This is a genomic window from Paenibacillus lutimineralis (assembly GCF_003991425.1).
Classification (GTDB): Bacteria; Bacillota; Bacilli; order Paenibacillales; family Paenibacillaceae; genus Fontibacillus; species Fontibacillus lutimineralis.
On record NZ_CP034346.1, the window covers coordinates 2,927,269 to 2,944,185 of the forward strand.

General features: G+C 44.9%; 16 protein-coding genes and 1 pseudogene. 13 read left to right on the plus strand and 4 right to left on the minus strand.

Going from position 1 to position 16,917, the window contains the following annotated elements:
- Positions 1-68: 68 nt before the first annotated feature.
- Positions 69-308 carry a helix-turn-helix transcriptional regulator gene (locus EI981_RS30235; RefSeq protein WP_227011817.1) on the minus strand — a complete coding sequence of 80 codons (240 nt, stop codon included), beginning with the start codon at positions 306-308 and terminating at the stop codon, positions 69-71.
- A 313-nt stretch (positions 309-621) separates the two neighbouring features.
- On the opposite strand from EI981_RS30235, the gene EI981_RS12500 reads away from it, so the two are divergent.
- Positions 622-1,890 carry an ATP-binding protein gene (locus tag EI981_RS12500; RefSeq protein ID WP_126998586.1) on the plus strand — a complete coding sequence of 423 codons (1,269 nt, stop codon included), beginning with the start codon at positions 622-624 and terminating at the stop codon, positions 1,888-1,890.
- Positions 1,891-1,961: 71 nt separating this feature from the next.
- Positions 1,962-2,111 (plus strand): annotated as a pseudogene (locus EI981_RS30240) (glycoside hydrolase family 3 C-terminal domain-containing protein); the annotation flags it as partial.
- A 77-nt stretch (positions 2,112-2,188) separates the two neighbouring features.
- Here EI981_RS30240 and EI981_RS12505 read toward each other — a convergent pair.
- On the minus strand, positions 2,189-3,349 hold the full coding sequence (locus EI981_RS12505; RefSeq protein ID WP_126998588.1) for a cobalamin-independent methionine synthase II family protein: 1,161 nt from the start codon (positions 3,347-3,349) through the stop codon (positions 2,189-2,191).
- 101 nt (positions 3,350-3,450) lie between these two features.
- Positions 3,451-4,374, minus strand: coding sequence for a LysR family transcriptional regulator (locus tag EI981_RS12510; RefSeq protein ID WP_126998590.1), 924 nt, complete (start codon positions 4,372-4,374; stop codon positions 3,451-3,453).
- Between the two features lie 177 nt (positions 4,375-4,551).
- On the opposite strand from EI981_RS12510, the gene EI981_RS12515 reads away from it, so the two are divergent.
- The 7 genes from EI981_RS12515 to EI981_RS12545 all read left to right on the plus strand — a co-directional run bounded on the left by EI981_RS12515 (position 4,552) and on the right by EI981_RS12545 (position 11,786).
- A complete protein-coding gene (locus EI981_RS12515; RefSeq protein WP_126998592.1) occupies positions 4,552-5,532 on the plus strand; it encodes a helix-turn-helix transcriptional regulator in 981 nt (326 codons plus the stop codon).
- A gap of 236 nt (positions 5,533-5,768) precedes the next feature.
- A complete protein-coding gene (locus tag EI981_RS12520) occupies positions 5,769-6,821 on the plus strand; it encodes an ABC transporter substrate-binding protein (RefSeq protein ID WP_227011818.1) in 1,053 nt (350 codons plus the stop codon).
- A gap of 3 nt (positions 6,822-6,824) precedes the next feature.
- Positions 6,825-7,943 carry a FecCD family ABC transporter permease gene (locus EI981_RS12525; RefSeq protein WP_126998594.1) on the plus strand — a complete coding sequence of 373 codons (1,119 nt, stop codon included), beginning with the start codon at positions 6,825-6,827 and terminating at the stop codon, positions 7,941-7,943.
- Position 7,944: 1 nt separating this feature from the next.
- Entirely contained in the window at positions 7,945-8,742 is a 798-nt protein-coding gene (locus tag EI981_RS12530) for an ABC transporter ATP-binding protein (protein WP_126998596.1), read from the plus strand.
- Entirely contained in the window at positions 8,739-10,205 is a 1,467-nt protein-coding gene (locus EI981_RS12535) for an MFS transporter (RefSeq protein WP_227011819.1), read from the plus strand. The genes EI981_RS12530 and EI981_RS12535 overlap by 4 nt, the downstream gene beginning before the upstream one ends.
- 71 nt (positions 10,206-10,276) lie before the next feature.
- The gene (locus EI981_RS12540; RefSeq protein ID WP_335926380.1) at positions 10,277-10,882 is read left to right on the plus strand and encodes a TetR/AcrR family transcriptional regulator; all 606 of its coding nucleotides are present in this window, start codon (positions 10,277-10,279) and stop codon (positions 10,880-10,882) included.
- A gap of 277 nt (positions 10,883-11,159) precedes the next feature.
- A complete protein-coding gene (locus EI981_RS12545) occupies positions 11,160-11,786 on the plus strand; it encodes a LysE family translocator (protein ID WP_126998598.1) in 627 nt (208 codons plus the stop codon).
- Between the two features lie 151 nt (positions 11,787-11,937).
- Here the strand turns inward: EI981_RS12545 and EI981_RS12550 are convergent, their stop codons facing one another.
- Positions 11,938-12,606 (minus strand): DJ-1/PfpI family protein, encoded by a 669-nt coding sequence (locus tag EI981_RS12550; RefSeq protein ID WP_126998600.1) that lies wholly within the window; start codon positions 12,604-12,606, stop codon positions 11,938-11,940.
- Between the two features lie 144 nt (positions 12,607-12,750).
- Here EI981_RS12550 and EI981_RS12555 point away from each other — a divergent pair, with 144 nt between their 5' ends.
- From EI981_RS12555 to EI981_RS12570, 4 genes are all read left to right on the plus strand, one after another.
- A complete protein-coding gene (locus EI981_RS12555; RefSeq protein ID WP_126998602.1) occupies positions 12,751-13,656 on the plus strand; it encodes a LysR family transcriptional regulator in 906 nt (301 codons plus the stop codon).
- Between the two features lie 217 nt (positions 13,657-13,873).
- Positions 13,874-14,821, plus strand: coding sequence for an SDR family oxidoreductase (locus tag EI981_RS12560; RefSeq protein WP_126998604.1), 948 nt, complete (start codon positions 13,874-13,876; stop codon positions 14,819-14,821).
- 175 nt (positions 14,822-14,996) lie between these two features.
- Positions 14,997-15,845 carry an NAD-dependent epimerase/dehydratase family protein gene (locus EI981_RS12565; RefSeq protein ID WP_126998606.1) on the plus strand — a complete coding sequence of 283 codons (849 nt, stop codon included), beginning with the start codon at positions 14,997-14,999 and terminating at the stop codon, positions 15,843-15,845.
- A 204-nt stretch (positions 15,846-16,049) separates the two neighbouring features.
- Positions 16,050-16,913: a carbohydrate ABC transporter permease gene (locus EI981_RS12570; protein WP_126998608.1), complete on the plus strand. Its 864-nt coding sequence runs from the start codon at positions 16,050-16,052 to the stop codon at positions 16,911-16,913.
- Positions 16,914-16,917 lie beyond the last annotated feature (4 nt).

The window sequence follows — 16,917 nt, forward strand, 5'->3', positions numbered from 1 at the left end:
TACTTAGAGGGGAGCATATCAATGGATAGGTAGCCTTTTTGTTTTGTCTCTTTAGATCTATACAACGATTAGACAGCATGATTCTTGTATTGCTTCGGCGTGACGCCGGTATATTTCTTGAAGACCTTCGTGAAATGGCTCTGATCGTGGAAATTTAGCAGACTGGCGGCGCGAAGGGGAGAGGCATCAGAGAGAGTAAGGAGCTTCTTAGCTTCTTCGATCTTCTGTCGTTGAATATATTCGATGACGGTCATGCCTGTCTCTTGCTTGAACAACTTAGAGAGATATGCAGGGTGAACACCGGCCACATCCGCAAGCTCTGTCCGCTTAATCGACTCGTAGATACGGTTGAATATATAATCCTGGCAGACCCCGATCGGTTTGGAGTGGATCCGAAACGGTATGAGTGAAGGACCAGAGATAATTATAGATCGGTTGAGCGTCCTAATTGAGGGGGGAATTGAAAAAGCAATAAACAAGTACGTGAAAGGTTGCTAAAAATTAACAACCTCGTTTGAGCCCATCTTGCAAGAGGTGGGTTTTTAGTTATAAGAAACTTTCCTTTACATAAAAAGGAAAATAACCTCTCGGAGTCGAATAAATGAACTTGGGAGGGAGCCTATGATAAAAGATCTGTTACTGGATATTCTCGATATATTATTTCCATTATTGTTATACCAATTGGTCTGCATTACAAATTATAACTTCTATAAAAAAGATCTACGGAGGCAGATGCTTCTCGGATTATGCTGTGGAGTCGCAATTGTGTTATCCATGCTTTTGCCAACGAGTATTACGAATGACTTTGACAGCGATCTCAGAACCATACCGTTAATCATTGCTGTTTTATATGGGAGTAATGTAGGCGGCACCATCTCCTTTATTCTTTTCTTCATGTGCCGTTATTTAATCGGTTTGGACAACATTTTAATCGCTTTCATGACCTCACTTTTGATCTACGCTGCCGCATATCCTTTTGCCGCCCGCTTCAATAAGAAATCTCCGCAATTCCGGTTCATCATTAGCATCCTGTTAACAATTACTGCTTTTATTGTTTTATGGGGCGGATTCACTTTGACGAATCAAATGCCCGAGTCTTACTCCCAATTCTTTATACTACAAGTTTTCATACTGCAATTAATTACGATGTGCATGGCTGTCTTGTTAATGGAAGTGACGATTAAAGCGATTTGCATGCAAGAACAAATTATCCGTACTGAAAAGCTGAATGTAACCAGCCAATTGGCTGCGTCTTTAGCACATGAAATTCGTTCGCCGCTAACTTCGATTAAAGGTTTCTTGCAGTTATCACTGCGGAACGCGGAAGGGAAAAACAAAAAGTATCTGGAAATATCAATGATGGAACTTGGCCGCATGGAATATATCATTAATGATTTCCTGAATTACGCTAAACCGCAAATGGAGTCGATTGGAGTGTTCCCGGTATCCGAAATATTGTTTCAAATTAAAGATGAAATGGAGCCGATTGCACGGGCAAACCATGTGGATTTGCAGATGTTGGCAGAAGAGGATTTATGGATCCAGGCAGATTTGTCCAAAATAAAGCAAGCGCTGACCCATATCATTAGGAACTCTATAGATGCGACTTCAGCATCAAAAGGACAAGTATCTATAGCCGCTTATCGGCAATACAATCAGATTTGTATCCGGATTCGTGATAACGGTGTGGGCATGTCAGCAGAACAACTGTCGATATTAGGAGCTTCTTTCTATTCCACCAAGATGAATGGCACCGGTCTTGGGCTGATGGTGACCTTTCGGATTATCCAGTCGATTGGAGGAAGAGTGGAGTTTAAGAGCGTCAAGGGAGAGGGAACTACCGCCCTTGTCAAGCTTCCAACTGCTCCTGATTTACAATTGAAAGCTTGACAAGCTTGTCCCTGTTCAGAAAAAGGGAAGATGGATTCCATGTTAGACATTGTGGGCGGCTTCTTTATTGTAGGACGTTAGAGGAACAGTTCGAGGATGTTCCGCACGATATGGAATGCCATGTTGATACGGAAGGCCATACCTATGATTTTGGCTACGGAATGAACTGGAGCAGTATCATTGAAGATACACGCACGGCGAAATACAAGAAAACACGTTAATCAATCATGCAATGGATAAAAAAGATGACTCCTGTCCAGTACCAGTACAGGAGTCATTTGGTATTCCTTACAGTGCATTACTCGCCCCAGTATTTCAGAGCGATGTTTTGCCCTTGATCAATCTTCGCCCATTGCTCATCTTCGGTCAGTTCATTGCCGCCGTCACAGGAGGCAAAGCCGCACTGGTGCGAGAGGAGCAAGCGTTCTTTCGGGATAATCTTGGATGCTTCGTCAAGTAATTGGAGTACGCGGGATTCGTCGTCAAGGGTGTTTGTTTTACTCGACAGCAAACCAAGTACGATTTCAGTATCTGGCTTATCCTTGAACACCGCAAGTGCGTCAAGCGAACCGGCTCTATCGTCATCCCACTCCAGGAAGAAGCGGTCGTATTTCAGCTGCTTCAAGAACAAATCGGCAATTTTGCTGTACGATCCACCGCCCATATTTCGAGAATCGTAGTTGCCACGGCAGTTGTGCGTCCACATTTTCAGTCCAAGGCTGTGACCGAAGTCAATCACTGTGTTGTTGATGTCGATAAATTCCGTCGCCAATGCCTGCACAGCTTCTTGATCAATATTTTGGCCCGTGTACGGAGAGTTGGGGTTGTCATCCGCAAAAATCTCCCAAAGGCAATCATCGAATTGCAGAATTTTACCTCCTGCTGCAGCGTATTCCTGAACAAATTCTTTGTACGCTTGAATAAGCCCCGCTTTTAATTCCTGCGGTGTGGCATAGACGGAATCTTTGCCGCCGATGTTGTCAGACCATGAGAGTTCTCCGAAAATATGAGATGGCGAAGGGATACAGAGCTTCGTTTCTCTGTCACCTGTAATATCAGCCTGTCTTTGGAAAATGCTAATGAAATGATGGTTCTTGCCGCTAAGCGGTGCGGTAATGCGCAGACCGATGTCGCGGCGAGTTTCGTATTTTTGGGTCTCGTCCTTGTCACGGAAGAAGTAGCCGTGCTCGGCAATATAGCGGTTGATACCTGCTAATCCCCATACAAAATCCAGGTGCCACATCGACTTTGAGAATTCGCCGTCCGTTATAATCTCAAGTCCATGCTGAATTTCTTGATCTATCACTCTTTTAGTCGCTTGATGTTCGCATTCCTCATATCCCGAGAAATCGGTATAGAACGGATACGTAATATCGTCGCGGTGTTCGATTTGGTGTTTGTAGCTCAGCAGGTTCTGAGGGCGAAGCAAGCTGCCGACCGTTTGAAATTTCTTGCTCATCGGGTAGTCCTCCTAAATGTTTGGTACTAAAAATGTAATACAAATAGGAGTATATAGGGTAACGCCATTATTCTATGTTCCGTTATAGTTATTAGCTATACCTAACCATCCATAAGAACATCATACTCGGATACCACTTGTTTTAATTCTTCCAGGTACATCATGGCCTGCTTGGTAAGTTGTATTGAATTATGCGCAATCCAGCCAACCACTATCGTATCTTCGATACGAAGGGGTACGGCGATAATGTTATCCCCATTCAAATCTGCGCTAACAATTCCCGTTGAAATCGTGTAGCCATTGAGGCCGATCATCAGGTTGAAGATGGTAGCTCTATCGCTAACGCGGATCGTTTTCTTGCTATATGCCGTGCTGAGGATTTCCTCGGAAAAATAGAACGAGTTGTTCTCACCTTGATCAAAGGAGAGGCAAGGGTACTCTTCTAAATCTTCAGGCGTGACATACTCTTGCTTGGCGAGCGGGTTCAACGTACTGACGAAAATATGTGGTTTGGCTGTAAACAGCGGGTGGAAGGTCAATCCATTCTCGCGCAGTAGTTTTTCAAGGACTCTTCTATTGAACGGATTCATGTATAGAATGCCCAGCTCGCTTCTCAAGGTTTTTACATCCTCGATAATTTCATGAGTCCGTGTCTCGCGTAACGTAAATTCATATTCGTCCGCATTGGTTTTCTTGACCATGTTCACGAACGCATTCACAGCAAAGGCATAGTGTTGAGTTGAGATGGAGCATAGGCGACGAGTTGGTTTCTTGCTTAAATAGCGCTGCTCCAGCAAGCTTGCTTGCTCGACGACTTGACGGGCATAACCTAGAAATTCTACACCGTCCATTGTTAGTGTGATGCCTTTGGGCGTTCTGTTGAAGAGCTCGACACCGATCTCGGCCTCCAAGTCTTTTACTGCATTGGACAAGCTCGGTTGTGATATATAAAGACTCTCCGCTGCCTTATTAATCGAACCACAGTTCACGATTTCGATAAAGTACTTGAGTTGCTGCAATGTCATCGGATTTTCCTCCTGGTCGAGTGTGGGATATTTGTTCTATTTTTTGTGTTGTAATTCTCTCTTATGTTATATACATAGTATCCGCGCAAAATATTGTCTGCTGTTTGCAGAATTATATCATATTCAGTACGAGCAAAATATTTTGAATGAAATTAACGAAGCTAGAAGGTGGCCAAATTGACTCTTAATATACTGAACAGCGAGGTGCACAGCCTCTTTGATCAATTTACGGATCTGATTCAAGGACAAACCCAGCAGCGTTCATGGGAACAGCATATCACGATTCCTACGCAGGTTGGAGAGGGAAGCATCTTGAGAACACCCATCCGTCCCGGTATGGAAATAGTTGTAACAGACCTGACCTATGCGCAGGATATGAAGCTTCGTATTCAGGAAGCATGCCCGCTGTTTGAGCTTAGCTACTGCCTTAGCGGAGACATTTATTGTGAATGGGATGGCAAAGAAAGCCATACTCGTCATTGGACGGGCAACGTGCTATTTTTCGAGGATGAATTGGTCTATGAAGAGAAGAAAGCGGATGTCCGCCATCAAATGCTGGAAATCCGTTTATCTCCGCAGGGGCTATTCCATTATGCGGCTGATCCGAGTGAGAAGCATAGAATGGAGACTTGGCTGAAACGGCATAAGGGACATATTAATCCGTATCCAAACACGCCGGAAATTCATCGATGTGTATCGGATATGATGAACTGCTCTTATGATGGTGCACTGAAACGATTGTATATGGAGAGCAAGGCCATGGAGCTGATCGCTTTGTTCGGGGAAGTGGAAGGCCATGAAATGGAGGGCCATAGCCGCTTCCTGACCCGTGATGATCTACTGAAACTGGATCAAGCAAGAGAACTGGTGCTTCGCTATTTCGAACAGCCGTTATCGCTTCAGGAGTTGTCGCGTAGAGTTGGGCTTAATGAATTCAAGTTGAAGAAAGGCTTCCGGGAACGTTTTGACATGACCGTATTCGAACTGGTGCGGAAGCAGAGGATGGAGAAGGCTCTGTATTATATGGAAGTACAACGGATGAATATAGGGGAAGCGGCGGTAGCTGTGGGCTACAGTAATGTCAGCAATTTCACGACAGCTTTCCGTAAAATTTATGGATACAATCCAAGCGAATATCTCAGAAGGTTCTCCCATTAATGATAGTAAATAGGATAGACGAGATGTTACAAGAGGGATTTCGGACATGATCAGCATGTTCGGAATCCCTTTTTTGGCTTTTTCAGCTCCTTCTACAGGCAAAGAAAATACCTTTGCAGGTAGAACACCGATTCATTATCACTGATAATGATTATCAATTGGTCATGCTGCTATTTTCAATATTTCCTGGAACGAAAAGTATGTCCAAATTTGCAGAAATTTCAGGGGAGGCAATCATGAGAAACTCAAGCATTAAAATGATCCAGTTCACTATACTTTTGACGGTGCTCGCTTTATTTAGCGCGGCATGCGGCAATCCGCCGCATCAAGGAGCTCATTCTGTGAATACCGATAGTCAGGGGGTGGAAGGCGGAACAGAAAGTGGTCATAATGGCAGTCAACATTACCCAGTTACGCTCCGAATTTATACGGACGAAGGGAAGGAAATGAAGCAGACCATCGAGAAGGAACCGCAAAAAGTAGTCGTACTTGGAACAGCTATGGCAGAGCTGATGATTCAATTCGGGCAAAAGGATAAAATTGCTGGCCTGGCCTATCTTGATCAGTCCTTTTCTCCATATACGGATGAAATCGCCAAATTGCCGCTCTTAACTGAGCTGTGGCCGAGTAAAGAAGCCGTTATCGCCCTGCAGCCTGATTTGATATACTCGATGTCTTCGGCATTTAAAGAAGATCGGTTAGGCGGGATATCCTTTTGGAACGAAAGGGGTATTCAGGTGGTTCCCGCATCGAATTTTAATATCGGACGCAGCATCGATAACTATTTCGAGGATATCCAAAACTTTGGAAAAATCTTTAACGTCGAGGAGCAGACGGATTCTTATCTTAAGCAGCAGCAAACAAGAATCGATGAAATCACACAGAAGGCACAGCATGTGAAGGCTAAGCCTAAGGTACTCCTACTGGCAAGCGCCGGGCGTGAAAATTATGATTATTATCCTCCATCCTGGTGCGTGATCGATGAGATGGTGGAAGGATCAGGCGGAGAGTATATGCAGTTAGCGGACGGGTACATCGAATTGCAAATCGAAGCGATCATTGCAGCAAATCCAGATAAAATCATCCTGACCCATTTTCAGGAAAGCGACCACGAAAGCATCAAGAATAAGCTGCTCTCTAATCCGCGCCTTAAGAATATGAAGGCGATTCAAACCGGGAATGTTATGGTGGCGGATTACACCAATGCCATTCGAGGTGGATTGCAGCTCACGGATTTATATGAAGAAGTTGCTCGATTCGTACAGCCCGAGCTGTTTGGAGGACAATAAGCCATGGTAAGGCCGCAAACGTATAAGAAGATCAAGGGCCACTGGGCTGATTTCGGGAAGTTGGCAAGTAGACGTTCTTCATTTGTCCTGATGATTTGTGCACTCGTTCTCGCTTTGATTTGTTCGATCGGACTAGCTTTGTCGATGGGTCAAGTATCGGTATCCTTTGGCGATGCGATGCAGATCGTCGTAAATCAGATGTTTGGCATCTCCCTCGATCATCCGGGTGGGACGCTCCCAGCTGGGGCTGTTGATATCATTTGGAATATTCGGTTCCCAAGGGTATTGCTGGCTATGATTGTGGGCGCGGGGCTTGCATTATGCGGGACGGTCATGCAGTCGTTCGTGCAAAATCCGCTGGCGGACCCTTATATTCTCGGTATCTCGTCGGGTGCCTCCTTGGGGGCGACCTTCTCCATTATGCTGGGGATTGGGACAGCTAGCCTGGCAGGAAGCATGGGGGTGGCCTTTTGGGCTTTTATAGGGGCGTTAGGAGCAGCCGGAGCCGTGATGATATTAGCAAATTTGGGCGGGAAAATATCATCGGCCAAGCTGGTGCTGATGGGTACTGTAGTCAACGCACTATGTAGCGCATGCTCCAATTTCATTATATATATGGCGAGCAACTCCGAGGGAATCCGCTCGGTTACCTTCTGGACGATGGGCAGCCTCGCTTCCGCCCATTGGGATAGCTTGCCGCTCGTTGGGAGTATAACGGCCGCTGCTGCATTCTTTTTTATTGTGCAGTCACGGGTACTCAATACGATGCTGATGGGGGACGAAGCGGCTGTAACGCTTGGTATGAATATGAAAGCCTATCGAGGATTGTATATGGTGATTTCTTCGGTTCTGACGGGGACGCTTGTCGCGACATGCGGTATTATCGGTTTCGTCGGGCTTATCATTCCGCATATTGCAAGGAGCATGGTGGGCTCTGACCATAAGCGATTGCTGCCGGTATCTATATTATTTAGCGCTATCTTTCTTATTTGGACAGATGTGCTGGCAAGGACAGTTATACCTAACAGCGAACTGCCCATTGGAATTGTAACGGCGCTTCTTGGAGCACCGATGCTGATGTACATGCTGTTGAAGAAGAACTACGGATTTGGAGGTAACTAGCATGAAACTGGCGGTCAATGAGATTGTAGTAGCTGTTAACGGCATCCAAATCGTTAATGAGATTTCACTTTGTGTCAGGCGAGGTCAATTCGTTGGAATCATCGGCCCAAACGGCTGTGGTAAATCCACACTTCTAAAATCGATCTATAAGGTAATCAAACCAAAGCGGGGAACGGTCTTTTTAGATAATGTCGATGTTATGAAGGTGAGGCCGAAGACGGTTTTCCAAAAGATGGCCGTAGTTGGACAATTTAATGATATGAACTTTGATTTTACTGTGCTTGAAATGGTGCTGATGGGGCGTACTCCGCATAAACAGCTTCTGGAGTCCGATCGCAAGGAGGATTATACAATCGTCCATGAAGCCCTGCAAAAGGTTGACCTTCTGGACTATGCAGATCGAAGTTATTCAACGCTCTCCGGCGGCGAGAAGCAGCGAGTCATTCTGGCACGAGCCATTGCACAGCAGCCGGAGCTGCTTGTTCTGGATGAACCAACCAATCATCTGGATATCAAATATCAATTGCAGCTATTGTCTGCCGTTAAATCGTTGAAGATCGGCACTTTGGCCGCGCTACATGATTTGTCGCTTGCGGCATTGTACTGCGATGTGCTGTATGCGGTCAAAGACGGGGAGGTTGTGGCCAACGGGACGCCGGAGCAAGTGTTGACTAAAGATATGGTTCGGCATGTCTACAATATTGATTGCGAAATCTACAACAATCCAGTGAACGGGAGACTGGCTTTTGCGTTTCATCCGAATGGAGACTGCAGCAGGGAAGGGAGCTGCAATAAATGACTTTGAATAATCTGACTGCTGCCCCTACGAGTGAAGTTGATGCGGTACCCCAGGCCAATCCGCGCCGTTGGTTCGCCTTAATCCTGATTTTGCTGCCAACGCTTCTGATTTCGCTGAACAATTATATGATGCAGGTGGCGCTTCCAAGCATGCAAGCGAGCATTCATGCCAGCTTCGCTGAAGCTCAGCTTATATTCTCAGGATATTCGTTAGGGCTGGCCATTGCCTTGATCCTGGGTGGGAAGCTGGGAGATATGTATGGACGAAAACGCATGCTTTGGATCGGGGTTATGGGCTTTACTTGTATGTGTTTGCTCGGCGGATTGGTGTCCGACCCGACCTTACTTATTATGATTCGCATCGTTCAAGGGCTGTCGGCAGCGATGATTCAACCGCAGGTTTTGTCCATCATGCAAAGCAGCTTTCTCCCCAGTGAAAAAGGGTTAGTCTTCGCTATTTACGGCGCAGTTATCGGTATCGGATTCACGTTGGGGCTGATACTAGGCGGTTTATTGGTGGACTGGAACTTATTTGGTCTTGGTTGGCGAATCGTATTTCTGTTTAATGTGCCGTTTGGATTGCTAGTGATGATGGGACTGCCCATCGTCCCTGAATCCCGCGGACAGTCCAGTCAAGGTATTGATTGGTTCGGGATCGCATTGATTATTCCGGGCTTGCTCATGCTTATTTATCCATTAACCATCGGGCAAAAGCAAGGCTGGCCGCTATGGACCTGGGGCTGTTTGATAGTGTCCATCTTGCTGCTATTGGTATTTGTGCTTTTGCAGAAACAGAGAGAAGAGACGGGGCGCATACCATTGGTGGGGCTATCCATTTTCAAAATTGGCTCATTCCGTGTTGGAATCATTACAGAGCTGGTCGTATATCTTAGCATGTTTACTTTTTTCTTCATCCTGAATTATTATTTGCAGTCGGGACTGCATTTCGGTATTGCAGAGACGAGTCTTGTCTTTTTACCGCTGGGCCTTGGATTCTTCACCACCTCATTATTGTCATCACGGATGGTGCAGAGATGGGGGGCTGCGGTATTAAAAACCGGGATGCTTACGATGGGAGCCAGTTTATTTATACTGATCTGGTCCTTGCAAATCGATGCCGTACATTTATTCCATTGGCAAAATATAATGATCCTATTGGTATATGGACTGGGTCTGGGTATGGCGACAACGCCGCTGGCTAATATGATCTTGCATCAGGTGCCCCCGGCATTGGCCGGAACCGGTTCAGGGCTGTTCACCACCTTGATGTATTTGGCGAACGTTTTTGGGGTAGCATTAATTAGCATTTTGTTCTCGGCTGCTCTGCGCTCCCCACTTACGGAAGCCAGCCTGGAGGACTATGTCCGAGCTTTCTCCTTGTCGACGGCAGTGAGCGGGGGATTGGCTATCGCGGCATTTGGCTGCATTAGCAGATTAAAAAAAGAAGGAAGAACAAGAACGTGAATGATTGACAAACTTGATTATCTTTAGTTAATTTATTAATATAAGTTAACTAAATTAATAGGATGATGAGCATGACCAATACGGATATTTCACTGAGGGAGATCAAGAAGGCAAGGGCTAAGATTGCGCTATATGAGACCAGTTTGTCCTTAATGGAAGATAAGATGTTTCACGAAGTCATGGTAGAAGACATTTGTCAGAAAGCGGAGCTATCCCGGGTTACTTTCTTTAAGTTTTTTCCGAAAAAGGAAGATGTGCTTATCTATTTCATGCAAATATGGCTTACTGAACGGATTATTGAAATCGAGAACATGCAGAAGCGTGGTTTCGGTGCGATCAGGCATCTGCTCTACAAAGTAGGAGAGCAAGCCGAGACGATCACTGGCATCATGCCTAGCCTGATTTCTTTTCTCGCGCAGATGAAGATGCATCCCTGTCCGCCGGAATTGAGCAGAGCTGAAGTCCGGCTCCTGTTCCCCGATGAAGAAGAAATAGGAAGCAAGGCACCGAATCTTTATGATCTTTTTAAGCGCAGCATGTCAGAAGCCGAGGAATTGGAGCAGCTCAAGCAGGGAATATCCGTCGATAGCGCGGTGAAAATTCTGTTTACGATTTTTTTATGGCTCTTTCCTGACCGCCCAGCAATATGCTTCTACCGATATTATAGGATTCTATGAAGTGCATCTCCAATTGCTTGAAAACTAATAATGAGAGTATTACGGAGTTTAGTGTCGTAGTTGATGACTTTATGTAATAAGCCAATACCGTTATACGGTGTTGGCTTTTTCAGGCTACCGATAAAGTCTCGACAGCCTACTTTTTATTATTAATTTAAGACGACACTGCGTTAATATTGTATAATATAAGTACTATTCATGAACGGATGGCATTTTGGTGCTGAGATCCAACTGGGAAAAAAACAAGAGTATGAAATAAACATAAGGAGCTGATGCAATGGACTTCATAACCGTCTTATCTTTTCTGGGGGTGGCCGTTCTTCTTACTTTGATGCCTGGTCCGGACAATCTGTTTGTTCTTGCACAGAGCATTTCGCAGGGAAAAAAAGCAGGCATAGCAACGGCATTAGGACTTTGCTCAGGGCTCATCGTACACGTAGCTGCTGCAGCACTTGGGATTTCAGCGATCATTTATCAATCAGCGATAGCTTTTGCGATCGTAAAATATGCCGGAGCAGCCTATTTATTGTACTTGGCATGGAAGTCGTTTCGAGAAAAAGAATCCGGTCTGACATTGAATGATCAGAAGTCGCTAAACTATCGTTCTTTATACAAAAAGGGAATCCTGATGAATATCTTAAATCCCAAAGTATCATTATTTTTCTTGGCGTTACTTCCTCAATTCGTTGATCAATCAATGGGTCATGTCCCCATACAAATGCTTGTTTTGGGCGTAGTTTTTATGCTTCAGGCGATCATTATTTTTATTGTAATTAGCTTTTTCTCTGAAAAAGTACGTAATCTTTTATTAAAAAGTCCGCGTATATCGAAAAGATTAAACTATATACAAGGTACTTTACTGGGGATTATAGGATTAAATATTGCTTTCAGCGGAAATAAATAGTTCAATCCATTCAAGTCATGATTTAAAAAAAGGGCCGTCCGGCATGCCGGACGGCTCCTTTCTTTCAACATATTAGAATTTATAAATTTCTTGGGGTCCCCGCAAAGTATTTGGAATAAGCATCGTACATAGGCTCCACTTTGTGGGTTATTTACTTACTGGCTTGGTTGAAATATTCAATATCATTTTTGTAAACGTTGTACGCTTCGGAATATTCCATAACCCGGGCTACATCCGAAATGAAGGTTTCATCATATCCGGCGCGTCTGAGCAAGTGGAATCCCATCTCCATACCGGATGCAATCCCGGCACCGGTAATGATTCTGCCGGTGTCAACAATCCGCGCTCTACTGATCGTGCAAGCCGGCGCGATTTCGGCAAGACGATCGATCGGCACTTTGCCCATTTCCGAAGCTTCCAACCGATCCGGTTCTTTCCGGCTTGTAGCAGGTAGACCATCCAGCAGCCCCATGTTTCCATAGATCCAGGAACCTGTGCAAACGCTGGTCAGCAGTGTGGTTTCGGGCAGTGACAAAATAAATTGATGCAGCCGTTTATTATAAGTTTCCTGTCTTGTACCGAAACCACCTGGAATCAGAAAGGCATCCATATCAGGCATTTCATTGAAACTGTAATTGGGATGCACGGTGAGACCAGCTTGTGTTTGGACGAGTCTTAACGAATCCGCGACAAGAAATACATCAAGTTCAGGATCCAATCTCCGTGCTACAGAAAATACGCCATAAGGTGCTGCATAATCAACGACCTCAGCATCTTTGAAAACATAGACTCCAACTCTAAAACCTTGTTTTTTACTCATAACTGCTCCTCTCGCTTTCCTATCGAATTTTCGAATCGATTTCTTATTTTCTTACGAGATTTATGATATCATGTAAACAGGTATCGCAGTCATGATATAAATCGATATAACATATTTCATTTATCGATATCAGGAGGGATTCATGTGATTGAATTGTTGGAAGGAAGATTTTTCAAAACCTTTATCGCTGTGATGGAAGAAAAAAGTTTTAGCCGTGCAGCGGATAAACTGGGTTATGTTCAATCCACGGTGACGACGCATATTCAGTTTTTGGAGCAGGCGTGCAAGCAGAAATTGTTCCATCGATTATCTCGAGGAGTCAAACCGACAGCGGCTGGTGAAAAGCTGATGAAATATGCCTATCAATTTGTTCACTTGGGGGCTTCGATCGAGGAAGCTATGAATGAGATAGAGCAACCCCAGGGCACGGTTTATCTTCGAATGCAGGAATCCTTTTTTCTGACACGGTTTTCTCCGTTTATACAGCATTTTGTCAAGGAGTACCCGGAAGTGAAACTCAGAGTTGAATCAGGATTCCATCACGATATTCTGGATCAAGTGCTTGATCATGCGATTGATTTTGGTATTGTGCCACGCGATCCACAGCGTAATGACATCGTATTTTATCCTTTGGTTGAAGAAAAATTGATATTTATTGCATCCAATGCCTTGATGATGGAAGTTGAACGAGAGGGACTTCATCGATTAAGTAAAGAAGTTATGATCAGCTTCGGAACCGATTGCTTATACCATACACAGGCCAGCATGGCGATGCAGGAAGCAGGGATTGATGTTAAGGAAGCAATTGAGCATCCGAGCCTGGAAATGATTAAACAATCGGTTCAATGCGGGATTGGTTTTGCATTGGTTCCGGAAATTGCGGTGCAAAGAGAGCTCGACGAAGGCGATTTTGCATTACTTCCTATAAGTCAGGCAAGCTATTCCATGCATGGATTGATCGTTCATAAAAACAGGGAATTAAGTTATCCGGCAAGATTATTTAAATCGGAATTGATAGAGCGATCAGCAGCATCTATTCGTAAACTGTAAACGACTGCAGTACGGAGCATGAAGAAGTGGTGATCCACCTGGATCAAGCCAATACCGTTATACGGTGTTGGCTTTTTAGTTTTGTATTCGTCGAGAACCAGCCCAATAGTCCCCCGAAATAAATATGTTTACTCCAATAAATATATTTACTCAAGTTAACTTATGGATTATAATTTACCTTATAGAATGATGATCTCAATTCGGGAAGGAGATTTATATGGCTACAGGGATTGATGAGCTGCATGTTGTGGTCGGAACAGGACCACTAGGAATAGCGGTGATGGAGGAACTTCTTCGTAAGGGGAAAAGCGTACGGATGGTGAACCGAAGCGGTCGGGCGAGTGTACCTTCAGGGATACAGGTCATTCAAGGGGATGCCGCAGATCGTGAAAGCATCGGGCAAGCCTGCAAAGGCGCTTCGGTTATATATCATTGCGCCAAGGCTGCTTATACAGAATGGCCGGAGAAGTTCCCGCCAATAATGAAAGGCATCATTGATGCAGCAGCAAAGGAAAAGGCTAAAGTCGTCTATGGCGATAATCTGTATATGTATGGAAGCAAGCACCAGGTTCTTACTGAAGATTTGCCGAATGGTGCGATCGGGCACAAAGGCAGGACACGCGCTCAAATGGCTGATATGCTGCTAGAAGCGCATCATAGCGGAAAAGTACGGGCTGCGATAGGCCGTGGCGCTGATTTCTATGGTCCAGGCGTTCTGGAATCGTCGTTGGGCGAACGAATCTTCCAAGCTGCGTTAGATGGCAGGGCCGCTGAGGTGCTCGGAAATATCGATATTCCTCATACGTATCTTTATATCCGTGATTTTGCGAAAGGCTTGGTTACGCTTGGAGAGCGCGAAGAAGCATTAGGTCAGGTTTGGCATATTCCGGGTGCAGCTACAATAACGACGAGACAAATCGTCAATATGGTCTATGAAGCGGCAGGCAAGCGGACTAAATTCCGCATCGCACCAAAATTCTTTGTATATCTGATGGGCTTGTTCAACGCCAACATGAGAGAGATTAAAGAAACCCTCTATTTATTCGAGAAACCGTTCATTGTTAACACGAGTAATTATGAACAAGCATTTGGTAGGGATACAACACCGCATAAGCTGGCGATTGCAGAAACGATGGATTGGTTTAGAAACAGGTCTCAAAAATGAATCAGCTGTACATAACTCCAGATCTCTTGTTGAAGAAGACTTACTTCTAGGAGAAGCCTGCTTTATTTAAAATGGTATGTTCAATATTGATTAGAAGAGGTATTTATGGATACTAGGCTGGCATGTTAACATAGAAATTACCAATTCTAAAATGAAGGTACGGAGGCACTGTAATATGAAGATATTCGTAGCAGGTGCAGCGGGGGTGATCGGCCGCTTGCTGCTCCCCAAATTAGTGAAAGCAGGACATCAAGTTGTTGGAATGACGCGCAATTCGGAACGGACGGAGCTGATCCGTAGTTTAGGAGCTGAAGATCTCGTTCTTGATATTTTTGATCGTGAAGCCGTGTTTTCTGCTATGAAGGACATCCGACCAGATGTTGTGATTCATCAACTCACTTCATTAAGTGATCGGAACTTCCAGGATAACGCCAGAATTAGGATCGAGGGGACCCGTAATTTGGTGGATGCTGCTCAGGCTGCAGGTGTGAAGCGGATGATCGCACAGAGTATTGCCTGGGCCTATGAACCAGGTGATCAGCCAGCTAGTGAAGAAGATTCACTCGATATGGACGCTCCCTTACCGCGAAAGACAAGCATCGATGGTATCGTCGCTTTGGAGCAGGCAGTGGCTGAAATCTCGGAGCATGTCATTTTGCGTTACGGGATGTTCTATGGCCCGGGGACATGGTACGACATTGATGGTGAAATGGCGAAGCAAGTGCAGAATCATCAACTCCTAGCCACCGATGCAGTTATGTCATTCCTACATGTCGAGGATGCGGCCCATGCGGCATTATTGGCTCTAAATTGGCCATCGGGTCCCATCAATATCGTAGATGATGAGCCTGCTGCGGGAATCGACTGGCTACCGATCTACGCGAAAGCCCTGCAAGCGCCTGCTCCGGAATATCAGGAAGGGAGACAGGGATGGGAACGCGGCGCATCGAACGATAAAGCGAGGATCGTATATGGCTGGGAACCGCTATATCCTACATGGAGAACGGGGCTGCGTCAGCTGTAAGACAGACCACCTTCACAGGCGGTTGGATGTGGAGCAAGTATATTCCGCATTTTGAAGAGATCGGCAGTAGCAATTTTATAAAAAATTTAGAATTTACCCCATTTTTTCTTTAAATGTTTCTCCTATACTCCCGTTGAGAGGAGGTGAGAGCAACTGAAGAAGAGATGGGGTTTTAGTCATGCTTACATATCAAAGTTAAATGTTATGAAATGGCGTCACAGTGATGCAACAGTAGCCGTGATGTTCCTGGCTCCAAGCTTAATTGGTTTCGCCATGTTCTATTTGGTACCATTTGCTACCGGAGTTGGATACTCATTTATGGATAGTACTGTCGATGGTCAATTTGTTGGATTGGAGAACTACAATGCGCTACTGGCAAGCGATTCATTTCGTAAAGCTGCATCGAATACATTCTTGTTCACCATTGTGACCGTGCCGCTGATTATTGCCATTTCGCTAGGGTTAGCTATGTTGCTTAATCAGAGTATTTACATAAGGAATATGCTTCGAACGGCTTATGTGCTTCCACTTGTTGTGCCCGTCGCTTCGATTGTTGTAATCTGGCAGATCCTCTTTGACTGGAATGGATCACTTAACGCGTGGCTTAGCTATTTCGGTATTGCACGGGTGGATTGGATGAAGACGGACGCAGCACGTAATGTTGTGATTATCCTCTACTTATGGAAGAACGTAGGCTATAACATCATCTTATTCTTGGCCGGATTGCAGCAAATACCTAAAGACTATTACGAGACGGCAGATCTGGAAGGAGCAGGACGCCTTCGGCAGTTCACAGACATTACGCTCGTCTACTTAACGTCAACAATGTTCTTCGTCATTATCATGTCAATAATTAATTCGTTCAAAGTGTTCCGGGAGACTTACTTGATGGCAGGGGATTATCCGCATGACAGTATTTATATGCTTCAGCATTACATGAACAATACATTCCTGTCGCTCGATATCCAGAAGATAACTGCTGCTGCAACTATGATGGTTGGCTGCATATTAATCATCGTCATCGGCTTATTCGTACTAGAACGAAGGTTTAGGCAGTTTATGGAGTAGCGGG

What these genes read in the sequence shown, in the direction of transcription:
- EI981_RS12540 (WP_335926380.1), top strand. Translation starts at nt 10,277, where the DNA reads ATGACCAATACGGATATTTCACTGAGGGAGATCAAGAAGGCAAGGGCT.
- EI981_RS12550 (WP_126998600.1), bottom strand. Translation starts at nt 12,606, where the DNA reads ATGAGTAAAAAACAAGGTTTTAGAGTTGGAGTCTATGTTTTCAAAGAT.
- EI981_RS12530 (WP_126998596.1), top strand. Translation starts at nt 7,945, where the DNA reads ATGAAACTGGCGGTCAATGAGATTGTAGTAGCTGTTAACGGCATCCAA.
- EI981_RS12520 (WP_227011818.1), top strand. Translation starts at nt 5,769, where the DNA reads ATGAGAAACTCAAGCATTAAAATGATCCAGTTCACTATACTTTTGACG.
- EI981_RS12565 (WP_126998606.1), top strand. Translation starts at nt 14,997, where the DNA reads ATGAAGATATTCGTAGCAGGTGCAGCGGGGGTGATCGGCCGCTTGCTG.
- EI981_RS12525 (WP_126998594.1), top strand. Translation starts at nt 6,825, where the DNA reads ATGGTAAGGCCGCAAACGTATAAGAAGATCAAGGGCCACTGGGCTGAT.
- EI981_RS12500 (WP_126998586.1), top strand. Translation starts at nt 622, where the DNA reads ATGATAAAAGATCTGTTACTGGATATTCTCGATATATTATTTCCATTA.
- EI981_RS12545 (WP_126998598.1), top strand. Translation starts at nt 11,160, where the DNA reads ATGGACTTCATAACCGTCTTATCTTTTCTGGGGGTGGCCGTTCTTCTT.
- EI981_RS12505 (WP_126998588.1), bottom strand. Translation starts at nt 3,349, where the DNA reads ATGAGCAAGAAATTTCAAACGGTCGGCAGCTTGCTTCGCCCTCAGAAC.
- EI981_RS12560 (WP_126998604.1), top strand. Translation starts at nt 13,874, where the DNA reads ATGGCTACAGGGATTGATGAGCTGCATGTTGTGGTCGGAACAGGACCA.
- EI981_RS12570 (WP_126998608.1), top strand. Translation starts at nt 16,050, where the DNA reads ATGAAATGGCGTCACAGTGATGCAACAGTAGCCGTGATGTTCCTGGCT.
- EI981_RS12535 (WP_227011819.1), top strand. Translation starts at nt 8,739, where the DNA reads ATGACTTTGAATAATCTGACTGCTGCCCCTACGAGTGAAGTTGATGCG.
- EI981_RS12510 (WP_126998590.1), bottom strand. Translation starts at nt 4,374, where the DNA reads ATGACATTGCAGCAACTCAAGTACTTTATCGAAATCGTGAACTGTGGT.